Here is a 13,853-nt window from a genome sequence, read left to right as displayed (position 1 = left end):
GCAGTATCAAAAGGTTGGTTCGGTTGTTCAGTATGCGCGCGGCGGCAACGTGCTCACGACAGGAAGGCGGCGATGCGTTCCGCCGCTTCCAGGCATTCAGCCGAATCGGCCACCAGTGCGATGCGCACGTAATTGCGGCCGGGGTTCAGGCCATGTGCTTCGCGTGCCAGGTACTGGCCAGGCAGCACGGTGACATGGGTGCGGGCGAACAGCTCACGCGCGAACTCGGCGTCGTCGCCCGGCGTGCGCGCCCAGAAGTAAAAGCCGGCATCCGGCATGGACACGCCCAGCACCGGCGACAGGATGGGCAGCAGGGCGGCGAACTTCTCGCGATACAGGCGGCGGTTCTCGCGCACATGCGTTTCGTCGCGCCACGCAGCGATGCTGGCCTTCTGCACCGTCACGCTCATGGCGCAGCCATGGTAAGTCCGGTAGAGCAGGAATTTCTTCAGGATGGCTGCGTCACCCGCGACGAAACCGGAGCGCAGGCCCGGCACGTTGGAACGCTTGGACAGGCTGGAGAACACCACGAGTCGCTCGAAGCGGTCGCGGCCCAGTTGCGCGGCGGCTTCCAGCGCCCCCAGCGGCGGATGGGCCTCGTCAAAGTAGATTTCCGAGTAGCACTCGTCGGCGGCGATCACGAAGCCATGCTTGTCCGACAGCGCGAACAGGGTGCGCCAGTCTTCCAGCGTCAGCACACGGCCGGTCGGATTGCCCGGCGAGCACACGTACAGCAGTTGCACACGCGACCACTCGGCCGGCGACAGGCTGTCCAGGTCGAGCCCGAAGCCGTTGGCCGGTGTCTGGTTGAGGAACACCGGCTGGGCGCCCGCCAGATAGGCCGCGCCTTCGTAGATCTGATAGAACGGGTTGGGGCTGGCCACCAGGGCGCCGGGCTTGCTGCCATCCACCACGCACTGGGCGAAGGCGAACAAGGCTTCGCGCGAGCCATTCACCGGCAGCACCTGGGTGGCGGCATCCACGTTCGGCAGGCCGTAACGCTGTTTCAGCCAGTCGGCGATGGTCTGGCGCAGCGGATCGATGCCCGCGGTGGTCGGGTAGGTGGACAGGCCGTCCAGCGCAGACACCACGGCTTCCTTGATGAAAGCAGGCGTCTCGTGTTGCGGCTCACCGATGGACAGGCGGATCGGCGACAGGCCGGTGGGCGGCTGCACGCCAGCGAACAAGGCGCGCAGTTTTTCGAACGGGTAGGGGTGCAGCTGGTCGAGATCGGGATTCACGCGTGCCAGGACTCGTTGGGGCGGGGCGCCCGCCCGGACGGGGTGGCCGGGCGGAGTGGTTTGCTATTATAGCCGCGCCCGGCTTTCCGCCGCCGCAGCAGGCACCTGAACAGGATTGCCGGCTGTCGCGGCGCCTGTAACGGCCTTCCACCAAACCGACACACGTCCGATCGCTCCCCGACCCGCGTGCGCCTCGCCAGAATCAAACTCGCCGGCTTCAAGTCTTTCGTCGACCCGACCACCGTGCTGACGCCGGGGCAACTGGTCGGCATCGTCGGTCCCAACGGTTGCGGCAAGTCCAACGTCATCGACGCCGTGCGCTGGGTGCTCGGCGAAACCCGCGCCTCCGCCCTGCGCGGCGAGTCGATGCAGGACGTCATCTTCAACGGCTCCACCACCCGCAAGCCGGCCTCGCGCGCCAGCGTCGAGCTGGTGTTCGACAACAGCGAGGGCAAGCTGGGCGGCCAGTGGGGCCAGTACGCCGAACTGTCGGTGAAGCGCGTGCTCGACCGCAGCGGCGACTCGGAGTACTTCATTAACCAGATGAAGGTGCGTCGCAAGGACGTCATCGACCTCTTCCTCGGCACCGGCCTGGGGCCGCGCGCCTACGCCATCATCGAGCAGGGCATGATCTCGCGCGTCATCGAGGCCAAGCCCGAGGATATCCGCGCCTTCCTCGAAGAGGCCGCCGGCATCTCCAAGTACAAGGAGCGCCGCCGCGAGACCGAAGGCCGCCTGTCCGACGCGCGCGACAACCTCGCGCGGCTGGAGGACATCCGCGCCGAACTCGGTCAGCAGATCAGCCGCCTCAGCGGCCAGGCCGAAATCGCCCAGCGCTACCAGGGCCTGCATGCGCAGCTGACCGACCGACAGACCCTGCTGTGGCAGCTCAAGCACAAGACGGCGCGCGAGGAACATGCCGCTGCGAGCCAGGGCCTGGCCAACGCGCTGACCGAACTGGACCGCCTCAACACCAGCCTGCAACGCGTGGAAGCCGAAGCCGAGGCGGCGCGCGAAGCGCACACCGTGGCTTCCGAAGCGGTCGGCGTCGCACAGGGCGACTTCTACGGCGCGACGGCCGAGGTCAGCCGCATCGAAAGTGAGCTGAAACAGCTGCGCGACAGCCGCCAGAAACTGGCACAGCGCATCGCCCAACTGGAGCTCGACAGCGGCCAGTGGGCGCAGCGCGAGGACCTCCTCGCCGAGGAGCAGGCCCGCTGGGGGGCCCTGCAGGAGACCGCCAGCCAGCGTGTGGAAGCCGCCCAGGCTCAACTGGAACACAGCCAGTCGCAACTGCCGGAGTTCGAATCCGCCCACGCGGCGGCCCGCCAGGCCCTCGATGGCCTGCGGCGTGAGCACGCGCAGACCGAGCAACAGCTGCGCGTGGAAGAAACCCGCCGCGCCGCTGCTACGCGAGCGCTGGAAGGCCTGGCGCAGCGCCGCCAGCGCATCGAGCAGGAAACAGCCGACGCCGGCGCGCAGGAAATGCCGGACGTGGAGGCTGCGCAGGCCCGCGTCGAAGCCGCACAGGACGCACTGATGCAGTGGCAGTCTGACCTGGCCGCCGCGCAGACCCGCCAGGACAGCCAGCTGGCCGCATCGCGCGAGGCGCAGCAGGCCGAACGCCAGGCGCAGTCGTGTGACGCGGAACTGCGCGCTCGCCTGACCGCACTGCAAAGCCTGCAGTCGCGCCTGCGCGACGCTGGCGACCTGGCCGAGTGGGTGCGCAGCCAGGGTCTGCACGAACTAGCCCCCATGTGGCAGCGCGTGACGGTGGATCAGGGGTGGGACGTCGCCGTGGAAGCCGTGCTGCGCGAGCGCATCGCCTCGCTTGAGCCGACGGGCGACATCCCCGCGCGGGCTCTGGCGCAAGGTACGCCGGCACCGCTGGTACTGACGCGTCCGGTGGTCACGGGGACCGTCACCACCGCGCCGTTCGAATCCCTCATTCCCCTGGCATCCCGCACCCGCAGCGTGGATGCCTCCGCGACAGCACATCTCGCACGCTGGCTCGACGGCGTCTTCTGCGTGGACAACCTCGCCGACTGGCTACCCAGGCAGGCCAGCCTGCCCGCGGGCATCCACCTCGTCTCGCCATCAGGCCACGTACTCACCCGCGACGAGTTGCGGCTCTTCGCACCCGACCCGCGCACGCACGGTGCAGTGGAGCGCCAGCGCGAGATCGACAGCCTGCGTGGCGAGCTCGCCACGCACGAAGCGGAACTGGAACGCCTGCATGCCGCCTGGCAGGCGCAGGAAGAGTTGCTGCAGGACGCACAGGAAGCCGTGCAGGAAGGCCGACGCGCGCAATCCACCGCGCAACAGGCCGTGCATGCGGCGCAACTCGAACAGGTGCAGCGCCAGCAACTGGCCGATCGCCTGCAGGAACGCCTGGGCCGGCTAAGCGCGGATGCAGAGGATGTCGCCCGCCTGCAGGCTACCGAGGAGCAGCAGCTGGCCGCAGCCGAATCCACGCTGGAGGGCCTGCGCGAACGTGCCGAGCAACAGCTGGCCGCACTCGATGAAGCCGACGAGCTGGCGCGGACCCGCGAAGCCGCGCTGCAGACCGGCCGCAGCAATCGCGAACGCGATGCGCGCAGCCTGCAGGAAGTGCAATTCTCGTTGCGCGAATGCGAGTCCCGCCTCACCGAGATCGCCCGCAACCTGCAACTGGCCCGCGAGCAGCGCGCGCAAGGGCAGGGCTCGCTGGACGAGCAACGGCAGGAACACCAGGCGCTCGACGAAGCCGTGCTGGTGGCCGCCCTGCAGGAGGCGATCAGCCTGCGCGAGACGCGTGAGTCCGCACTGAGCGGGCGGCGCAATGCGCTGGAAGATGCCAGCGGCAAACTGCGCAGCCTGGACGAGGAGCGCCTGCGCACCGAGCGCGCGCTGGCACCGCTGCGTGATGGCACCAACGATTTCCGCCTGCGCCAGCAAGCGGCGGAGCTTGCCGCCCAGCAAGCGGTGGAACGCCTGACCGAGATGGAGAAAGCGGCGGACGACAGCAACCCGCTGCTGTTGGACGCGAAGGAAGGTAGCCTTAGCCGGGAGGTGTCGCGCCTCAACCGCGAGATCGCCGAACTGGGGCCGGTGAACCTTGCCGCGCTCACGGAGCTGACAACGGCCTCCGAGCGCAAGCAGTTCCTCGACGAGCAATATGACGATCTGATGCAGGCCGTGACGACGCTGGAGGATGCCATCCGCCGCATCGACCGCGAAACGCGCGAGCTGTTGCAGGGAACTTACAATACGGTCAACCGTCAGTTCGGCGAGCTGTTCCCGCGCCTTTTCGGCGGCGGCGAGGCGCAGCTGGTGCTGACCGGCGACGAGATCCTGGATGCGGGCGTGCACATCGTGGCGCGGCCGCCGGGCAAGAAGAACACCTCGATCCACCTGCTGTCCGGCGGCGAAAAGGCGCTGACGGCCATCGCGCTGGTGTTCGCGATGTTCCAGTTGAACCCGGCGCCGTTCTGCATGCTGGACGAAGTGGATGCACCGCTGGATGACACGAATACCGAGCGCTACTGCGACATGGTGAAACATATGTCTTCAGTCACGCAGTTCGTGTTCATCAGCCACAGCAAGATCACGATGGAAATGGGCCGCCAGCTCGTCGGTGTGACCATGCAGGAAAAGGGCGTGTCGCGCATCGTCGAGGTGGATATTGACGAGGCCATGCGACTGGCGCAGCCTGCATGAGCCTTCGACCCGCCGCCTCCCCTACGAAGTACGAGAGCGGGTGCCCAGACACCCGCCAGGCTGAAGAGAGAATCCACAAGACATGGCAGGTAACGAACTCCAATATGGCCTGATCGGCCTGGGCGCAGCACTGGTGCTGGGCCTGTTTGCCTATAACGCGTGGCAGGACCGACGCGCGCGCAAGCATGCGGAAGAGGCCTTCCGGTCGACCCACCGCGATGTCCTGCTCGACGAACAGCAGGCAGAAGTGGTGCCCCCCGCGCCGGGCGGTCGCATGGAGCCACGCATGACCGCGGAGGAAGTGGCAGAACAGCGGGCAGAACAGCGCACCGCCCAGCCCAATGCCACGCCGGCACCGGCGCCCAATCCGGCGGTACGCTCCGCGCGCGCTCAGGAGCCGGGCGTCGAATGGGACATGCAGGCGATCGACTGCTCGATTCCGATCGAGGCGCCTGCAGGCATTTCGGCCCCCGCACTGTTCAACGCACAGCAGACGCTGCTGGCCGGCGTGCAGAAACCGCTGCGCTGGTTCGGCTGGGACGATGCGAGCAATGCCTGGGTGGCACTGGCCGCCGCAACGCCGGGCAGCTTCAGCCGCATCTGCGCATCGCTGCAGTTGGCGGATCGTCGCGGGGTGGTGAGCGAGACCGAACTGGACCGTTTCTTCGACCAGTTGCAGCGCCTGTGCGACCAGTTCCTCGCCGTGCCGCGCATGCCCTCCAAGGCGCAGGTCATGTCGCGCGCGATGGAGCTCGACCGCTTCTGCGCGGAGGTCGACGTGCAGATCGCCATCAATCTCATTGCCGGTGACCACGCCTTTGCAGGCACGAAGATCCGTGGCCTTTCCGAAGCTGCCGGCCTGCAACTGTACGGCGACGGCACCTACCTGGCACGCGACGACGCTGGCCGCGTGCTGTACGCCCTGTCCAACCAGGAAGCCGCGCTGTTTTCCGCCGAACAACTGCGCCACCTGCACACCCACGGCCTCACCCTGACCGTGGACGTGCCGCGTGCGGCGGTGCCGGTGCTGGCCTTCGACCACATGGTGGCCTTCGGTGAACATCTGGCCGATGCCCTGGGTGGCGTGCTGGTGGATGACAACCGCAACCCGCTGACCGACCGCTCCATCGGGCTGATCCGCAGCCAGGCGTCACAGTTCGAGCAGTTCATGGAGCGCCAGAACATTCCGTCCGGCAGCGACGTCGCGCTGCGTCTGTTCTCGTGAGCGCTGGCACGCCGGCAGCGCGTGCGGCAGAACTGCGCGAGCTGCTCAACCGCTACGCCCACGCCTATTACGTCCTCGACGCGCCACTGGTATCGGACGCCGAGTACGACCGCCTGTACCAGGAGCTGGAAGCGCTGGAGCAACGGCATCCGGAGTTGCGTACGCCTGACTCGCCGACACAGCGCGTCGGTGGCCGGGCGCTGGACCGCTTCGAGCCGGTACGCCATGCCGTGCCCATGCTCTCCATCCGCACCGAGACCGACATCGGTGACGCCGGCGCCAGCAACTTCGACACCAAGGTGCGCAAGGAGCTTGGCCTGGATGCCACGGCGCCTGCGGTCGAATATCTCGCCGAGTTGAAGTTCGACGGGCTCGCGATCAGCCTGCGCTACGAGAACGGCCTGCTGGTGCGTGCCGCCACGCGTGGCGACGGTGAGGTCGGCGAGGACGTGACGCAAAACGTGCGCACCATCGGCCAGATTCCGCTGCGCCTGAGCGGCAAGGCGCCCGTCTTGCTGGAAGTGCGTGGCGAGGTGTACATGCGCCGCGACGACTTCGACAGCCTCAATGCCAGGCAGACGGAGGCCGGCGAGAAGACCTTCGTCAATCCGCGCAATGCGGCGGCCGGCGCCGTGCGCCAGCTCGACCCGAACATGACGCGCAAGCGTCCGCTGAGCTTCTTCGCCTACAGCATCGGCGAGACCTCCGGCTGGACCTTGCCGGCCCGGCAAAGCGAACTGCTGGAGGCGCTGGAGAAGTTCGGCTTCCCGGTTTCCAGCGAGCGTACGGTCGCGCGCGGGGCAGAGGAGCTGGTCGCCTTCCACCAGCGCATCGGCGAGTTGCGCAACCGGCTCCCGTTCGACATCGACGGGGTGGTCTACAAGGTGGACCTCGTCGAGCAGCAACAGAAGCTCGGCTGGGTGACGCGCGAACCGCGCTGGGCGGTGGCGCACAAGTACGCCCCGCAGGAAGAGATCACCCGCCTGCTGAACATCGAGATCCAGGTCGGCCGCACCGGTGCGCTGACGCCGGTGGCCAAGCTGCAGCCGGTGTTCGTCGGTGGCGCGACCGTCACCAACGCGTCGCTGCACAACGAGGACATGATCCGCCGCAAGGGCGTGAAGATCGGCGACTGGGTGGTGGTACGCCGCGCGGGCGACGTCATTCCGGAAGTGGTCACCGCAGTGGTGGATCGCCGCGACGGCAAGGAGACCGATTTCGTCATGCCGGAAACCTGCCCGGTGTGCGGTTCCCACGCCATGCGCGCCGAGGACGAAGCGATCACGCGCTGCACCGGCGGCCTGTTCTGTGGCGCCCAGCGCAAGCAGGCGCTGCTGCACTTCGCCAGCCGCCGTGCGATGGACATCGAAGGCTTGGGCGACAAGCTGGTCGAGCAACTGGTGGATGGCGGCATCGTCAAGACACCGGCCGATCTCTACAAGCTGGGCCTGCTTTCTCTCGCCACGCTGGACCGCATGGCGGAGAAGTCAGCGGCCAACGTGCTGCAGGGCATCGAGCAGAGCAAGAACACCACGCTGCCGCGCTTCATCTACGCGCTGGGCATTCGCAACGTGGGCGAGACCACGGCCAAGGAACTGGCCCGCCACTTCGGCAAGCTGGACAACCTGGTCACGGCGAAGGAAGCCGCCTTGCTGCAGGTGCAGGACGTCGGGCCGATCGTGGCGAACAGCATCGCCGCCTTCTTCGCCGAGCCGCACAACGTCGAGGTCGTCGAGCAATTGCGTGCCGCCGGCGTGCACTGGACGGAAACCGAACCGGCCGAACAGGCGGCGGTCCTGCCCTTTACCGGCAAGACCTTCGTGCTGACCGGCACGCTGCCCAGCCTGAGTCGCGACGAGGCCACGGCGATGATCGAAGCCGTGGGCGGCAAGGTGTCCGGCTCGGTATCGAAAAAGACCCACTACGTCGTGGCGGGTGCCGAGGCCGGCTCCAAGCTGGACAAGGCGCAGCAACTGGGCGTTACCGTGCTGGATGAGGAGGGCTTGCGCGCATTGCTGGCGCGCGGCCCTGAGCAGGAGTGACCTGGCGGCGCTAAGGCCGCAGATTCTGTTGAAGATGAAAGGGCCGGCTTGTCCGGCCTTCTTTCTTGCTGGCTCCTTGCAGGACAAAGGCCACTGGCAAGCACGCAATAACTGTATAAAATCACAGTATTCGTTTGCTGCTTTTGCTTTGTCGCCCTGCTATGTCCCTTGCCCCGATCCCGCTGGAAAACCTGTTGTTGCGCCCGGATCTCTGGCGCGGCGACCGGCTGGCCAGCCTCGGCACGGAGCCGGTCGCCAGCGGTTTCGAAAACCTGGACGCTGAACTGCCCGGCGGTGGCTGGCCGCGTGGCGGGCTGATCGAACTGATGGCCGGACGGCAGGGCATCGGCGAGATCTCCTTGCTGCTGCCTGCCTTGCGCAGGCTGGAAGACAGCGCGCCCATCGCGCTGGTAGCGCCGCCTGCAATGGCCCATGCACCAGCCTGGGCTGCGGCGTTTCCACTGTCCCGCCTGCTGGTCGTGGAGGCCGAAGGCGACGACATCGCCTGGAGCACAGAACTGCTGCTGGCCAGTGGCGCGCTAGGCGCCTTGCTGGCCTGGTTGCCGGCGAAGAGCAGCAACAAATCCCTGCGCCGACTGCAGCTTGCCGCGGAAGGCCGGCTCAGCCTCGCTTTCATGTTCCGCCCGCCGGGCAGCGCAGGTCAGGCGTCCCCGGCCCCGCTGCGCCTGCAACTGGCAGGTGCCCGCCAGGGGCTGCGGGTGGATGTCTTCAAGCGGCGCGGCCCACCGTGCAACCACAGCCTGCTGTTGCCCGTGGAGCGCCCCGTGTCCTGGCAACGGCGGGCCACTGCCGGACCGTCCGTCACGCTGCCGTCCACGCGAACACTCGAGCTGGTGCGATGACCCCGCTGTGGCTGGCGCTTCATTTCCCGCGCTTCGCGCTGGAGATCTTCGAGCCCTCTGGCGGCCCGGACGACTTGCCAGCTGCCTGCGTGCAGCAGCATGTGGTGGTCTGCGCGAACGAGGCAGCTGAAGCGGCGGGGATATACGCCGGCATGCGCCTGTCCAGCGCCCTGGGACTGGTGCCGGATCTGGCCAGCCACGAACGGGAGCCAGCCCGCGAAACCGACGCCCACTTCCGGCTGGCGTGCTGGGCAGGCGGTTTCTCGCCGCATGTCAGCCTCTCCGGTTTCGATGGGCCCGACACGCTGCTGGTCGAAATCGGCGGCTGCCTGCGGCTGTTCGATGGACTAGAAAACCTGTGCGCGCTGATCCGCCAGGGGGCCATCGAGCAAGGCTACAGCCCCTGCTTGGGGCTGGCCCCCACGCCGCTCGCCGCAGAATGGCTGGCGCGAGGTGGGGAGGAGGGCGCTGCCGGGCAAGCGGGCCTGCGTGACCAGCTCGGCCGATTGCCGGTCGGCGTGCTCGGCCTGAAACAACGCGAGCGCGACACCTTGGCCGCGCTGGGGATCGAGCACCTGGGTGGCTTGTTCGCTTTGCCATCCTCCGGCCTGGCGAGACGTTTCGGCACACGCCTGCCGCTGCAACTGGCACAGGCGCTTGGCGAAGTGCCTGACCTGCGCCTGCCTTTCGCTTTTCCTGAGCACTTCGAACAGAAGCTGGAACTGCCGGCCAAGGTGAGCGTATCCGCCATGCTGTTGTTCGCGGCAAGGCGCCTGCTTGCCAGCCTGTCGGGATGGCTGGCCACACGCGCGTCCGGCATCAACGAATGCACGCTGGTGATGCTCCACGAGGATCTACCGCCCAGTAACCTGCTGCTGTCATTCGCAGGCGCTACGCGCGATCTTTCGCGCATGGAACGCGTGCTGCGGGAAAGGCTTGCGAACTGGACCCTGCCGGAGGCCGTGACCGATTTGCGGCTGGAGGCCCGCGATGCAGTCGTCATCGCCGGCAGCACAGCCGGCTTGTTCGCCCAGGCCGGCGCTCACGAGCTGGAGCCGGTGATCGAACGCTTGCGCGCACGCCTGGGCAAGGAGGCCGTGCATGGGCTGGCGCTGAACGCTGACCACCGCCCGGAGATGGCGACACGCCCGCTCACGCAGGATCAGGCAGGGGGCAAGACACAGGGGCAAGGAAAGACAAACAGCCCCGGCCCGGCACGCCCTCTGTGGTTGTTGCCACGTCCACGCCGCTTGCGCCAGCACGCCGGCAAGCTCTGGCACCAGGGGGCGGAATTGCAGCGACTGACCGGCGCGGAACGCATCGAGAGCGGCTGGTGGAACCACATTGCGGGTGATGTGGATGCAGACGACGCCATCAACGAGGAGGGCAAACCGGGAAGCACCGTCGACGACTTTGCCGATGTGCGTCGCGATTACTACGTCGCCGTGAACGATGCCGGCGAGTGGCTGTGGATCTTCAACGACGGCCGGCAATGGTGGCTGCATGGCGTATTCGCATGAGCACGCTGCCCGACTACGCCGAGCTGCATTGCCTCAGCAACTTCAGCTTCCTGCGCGGCGCGTCCCAACCCGGCGAGCTGGTTCTGCAGGCACGCCAGTTGCGCTACCAGGCAATTGCCATTACCGATGAATGCTCGGTCGCCGGGGTCGTGCAGGCCTGGCAGATGCTGAAGGACATCCGCCAGGAAGAAGCGGCGCTTACCCGGAAGGCCCTGGAGGAGGGGGCTGCACCACCGCTGTTTCCGCCCACACCAAAGCTCATCGTCGGCAGCGAGTTCACCCTGGACTGCGGCCTGAAGCTGGTGCTGCTGGCGCAGAACCGCGAAGGCTACGGCAATCTCTCGGCTCTCATCTCGCTGGCGCGCCGTCGCTCGGAGAAGGGTGAGTACAGCCTGCGCCGTGGCGACCTGACCACCATCGTGCCGCGCGGCGCCGTACCTGATTGCCTGGCGCTGTGGACGCCTGGCGAGGATTGCAGCCACGAAGACGCACGCTGGCTGGCCGAGCGTTTTCCGCCGGAGCCTGGCAGTGGATTGCCACGCCTGTGGATCGCCGTCGAACTGCTGTGCGGGTCGGACGATGCCGCGAAGCTGCAGGCGCTGCAGCGCCTCGGTGCAGACACCGGCATTCCACTCGTGGCAAGTGGCGACGCGCACATGCATGTGCGCAGCCGTCGGCCGCTACAGGACACGCTGACCGCCATCCGCCTGCACACCACCGTGTTCGAGGCCGGCCATGCGCTGTTCCCCAACGGTGAACGCCACCTGCGGACACGATTACGTCTGTCCCGCCTGTATCCGCCAGACCTGCTGGAGCAAAGCGCCCGTATCGCGCAGCGCTGCGATTTCGACCTGGGCACGCTGGGCTACGAGTATCCCGAGGAAATCGTGCCGCATGGACACAGCCCGGAGAGCTATCTGCGACAGGAGATCAGATCCGGCCTGCAGCGCCGTTACCCGAACGGCTATCGGGACCCAAAGAAGACCGGCGTAGATATCGACCACGAGATCGAGAAGGAACTCGCACTCATCCTCGATAAGAAGTACGAAGCTTTTTTTCTCACCGTCTATGACCTCGTCCAGTTTGCGCGCCGCGAAGGCATCCTGTGTCAGGGCAGGGGGTCGGCAGCCAATTCGGTGGTGTGTTACGCGCTTGGCATCACCGAGGTGGACCCCACGCGCGCCCATCTGCTCTTCGAACGCTTCCTCTCGAAAGAGCGTGATGAGCCGCCGGACATCGACGTCGATTTCGAGCACGAACGACGCGAGGAAGTCATCCAGTACATCTACCGCAAGTACGGGCGGGACCGCGCAGCACTGGCGGCCACCGTCATCCGCTATCGGAAGAAGAGCGCACTGCGTGATGTCGGGCTGGCACTCGGCTTCGGCGAAGCAGAGATTTCCGCGCTGTCACGCTCGTTGGCCTGGTGGGACCGGCGCGACCAGTTGCCTGAACGCCTTGCCGGTATCGGCCTCGACCCCGACAGCCCCCGCGTACGCAAATGGATCGCCCTCACCGACAAATTGCGGATGTTTCCGCGTCACTTGTCGCAGCACGTCGGCGGCTTCGTCATCTCCAGCGGGCCGCTGGCACGACTAGTACCGATCGAGAACGCCACGATGCCCGAGCGCACAGTGATCCAGTGGGACAAGGACGACCTGGAGTCGCTCGGACTGCTGAAGGTGGACGTGCTGGCGCTCGGCATGCTCACCGTCATCCGCCGCGCGCTGGACTGGGTGTCCGTGCGGCGCGGCGAACGCTGGACGATGGACCGCATTCCACCCAAGGACACGGCCACCTTCGACATGATCTGCAAGGCCGACACCATCGGCGTGTTCCAGATCGAATCCCGGGCGCAGATGTCCATGCTGCCGCGCTTGAAACCACGCAAGTACTACGACCTCGTCGTGCAGGTAGCCATCGTACGGCCCGGGCCGATCCAGGGCGGCATGGTCCATCCGTTCCTGGAGGGGCATGCCAAGAAAAAGATGGTTCAGGAAATCGCACCGGACATCGACGACGTCTTGCGCCGTACCTGGGGCGTACCGATCTTCCAGGAACAGGTGATGAAGCTTGCGGAGGTCGCAGCCGGCTTTACATCCGGAGAAGCCGATCAGTTACGTCGTGCGATGGCCTCCTGGAAGCGGCATGGTCATCTGGAAAAATTCAAGGACAAGCTTCGCACGGGCATGCGTGCCCGTGAGATATCCGAACACTTCATCGACGCACTCTGCCGCCAGATCGAAGGTTTCGGCGAATACGGTTTCCCGGAGTCCCATGCCGCCAGTTTTGCGCTACTGGCCTACGTGTCCTCGTGGATCAAATGCCACGAGCCCGAGGCCTTCCTGTGTGCCTTGCTCAACAGTCAGCCGATGGGGTTCTACCAGCCCGCCCAACTGGTGCAGGACGCCCGTCGGCATGGCGTGCATATCGATCCGGTCGATGTGTGCCATAGCGACTGGGGAAGCCGCCTGGTCATGCGTGCCGCAAGACGGCCAGCCGTACGCATGGGATTACGGGAAATCAGCGGTTTCTCACAAGAGTCTGCCGAAAGGATCGTCATCGCGCGTGGCGTTCGCGCTTTCGCCAATACGGAAGATCTCGCGGCACGAGCGTGCCTGGACGCCGCGGACATGGAGCTGCTCGCTGCAGCCGATGCCTTGCAATTCCTCAGCGGTCACCGCCGGCAGGCTGCCTGGCAGGTCAGCGGCTTGCAACTCCAGGGCGATCTGTTCGACGCCACGACGACCGCAGCTGAACCCGCAGTCTCTTTGCCAGCTCCCAGCGAGGCTCAGAACATTACCGCCGACTACCGCAGCCTCGGCCTGACCCTGGGCCGTCATCCCTTGGCCTTGCTGCGCCAGAAACTGACGGCACGCCGTTTCAGGCCGAACGCAGAAGTACTCAAGGAACCCGACAAGGCGCCGGGCCGCGCCGCGGGTATCGTCACGTGTCGCCAGCGACCTGGCTCCGCGAAAAGCGTCTTCATCACCATCGAGGACGAAACCGGTGTCATCAACGTGATCGTCCATCCCTGGCTGATGGAAAAACAGCATCGTGAAGTCATCGGCGCCAACTTGCTCGGCGTCTACGGCCAACTTCAATCCGCCAACAACGTCGTGATGCTGGTAGCCAAGCGCCTGGTTGATCTGTCGCCCTGGCTGGGCAACCTGAATACCGTCAGCCGGGATTTTCACTAGCTCATAGAACGGGGCCAGAGCGCGTTCCAGCGCATGTTGAGCTTGTTCGAAGCGCCTTCGCCA

Annotated in this window: 7 protein-coding genes; 6 read left to right on the top strand and 1 reads right to left on the bottom strand. The window is 66.4% G+C overall.

Features of this window, described 5'->3' with window-relative positions; translation table 11 throughout:
* Positions 1-53 precede the first annotated feature (53 nt).
* On the bottom strand, positions 54-1,241 hold the full coding sequence (gene dapC, locus VVD47_RS02035) for a succinyldiaminopimelate transaminase (protein WP_327601729.1): 1,188 nt from the start codon (positions 1,239-1,241) through the stop codon (positions 54-56).
* Positions 1,242-1,427: 186 nt separating this feature from the next.
* Between dapC and smc the strand changes: the two genes are divergently transcribed.
* The 6 genes from smc to VVD47_RS02005 all read left to right on the top strand — a co-directional run bounded on the left by smc (position 1,428) and on the right by VVD47_RS02005 (position 13,790).
* Positions 1,428-4,940, top strand: coding sequence for a chromosome segregation protein SMC (gene smc / locus VVD47_RS02030; RefSeq protein WP_327601728.1), 3,513 nt, complete (start codon positions 1,428-1,430; stop codon positions 4,938-4,940).
* A gap of 82 nt (positions 4,941-5,022) precedes the next feature.
* Positions 5,023-6,165: a cell division protein ZipA C-terminal FtsZ-binding domain-containing protein gene (locus VVD47_RS02025; protein WP_327601727.1), complete on the top strand. Its 1,143-nt coding sequence runs from the start codon at positions 5,023-5,025 to the stop codon at positions 6,163-6,165.
* Positions 6,162-8,207, top strand: coding sequence for an NAD-dependent DNA ligase LigA (gene ligA, locus VVD47_RS02020; protein WP_327601726.1), 2,046 nt, complete (start codon positions 6,162-6,164; stop codon positions 8,205-8,207). Before VVD47_RS02025 ends, ligA begins: the two co-directional genes overlap by 4 nt.
* Positions 8,208-8,368: 161 nt before the next feature.
* The gene (gene imuA, locus VVD47_RS02015) at positions 8,369-9,070 is read left to right on the top strand and encodes a translesion DNA synthesis-associated protein ImuA (protein ID WP_327601725.1); all 702 of its coding nucleotides are present in this window, start codon (positions 8,369-8,371) and stop codon (positions 9,068-9,070) included.
* A complete protein-coding gene (locus VVD47_RS02010; RefSeq protein ID WP_327601724.1) occupies positions 8,956-10,590 on the top strand; it encodes a Y-family DNA polymerase in 1,635 nt (544 codons plus the stop codon). Before imuA ends, VVD47_RS02010 begins: the two co-directional genes overlap by 115 nt.
* Positions 10,587-13,790: an error-prone DNA polymerase gene (locus VVD47_RS02005; RefSeq protein ID WP_327601723.1), complete on the top strand. Its 3,204-nt coding sequence runs from the start codon at positions 10,587-10,589 to the stop codon at positions 13,788-13,790. The genes VVD47_RS02010 and VVD47_RS02005 overlap by 4 nt, the downstream gene beginning before the upstream one ends.
* Positions 13,791-13,853 lie beyond the last annotated feature (63 nt).

The organism is Uliginosibacterium sp. H1 (assembly GCF_036017065.1).
Taxonomy (GTDB): Bacteria; Pseudomonadota; Gammaproteobacteria; order Burkholderiales; family Rhodocyclaceae; genus Uliginosibacterium.
Note: the sequence above shows the minus strand (reverse complement) of the source record. Positions and strands in the feature narration are given on the sequence as shown.

What these genes read in the sequence shown, in the direction of transcription:
- imuA (WP_327601725.1), top strand. Translation starts at nt 8,369, where the DNA reads ATGTCCCTTGCCCCGATCCCGCTGGAAAACCTGTTGTTGCGCCCGGAT.
- VVD47_RS02025 (WP_327601727.1), top strand. Translation starts at nt 5,023, where the DNA reads ATGGCAGGTAACGAACTCCAATATGGCCTGATCGGCCTGGGCGCAGCA.
- VVD47_RS02005 (WP_327601723.1), top strand. Translation starts at nt 10,587, where the DNA reads ATGAGCACGCTGCCCGACTACGCCGAGCTGCATTGCCTCAGCAACTTC.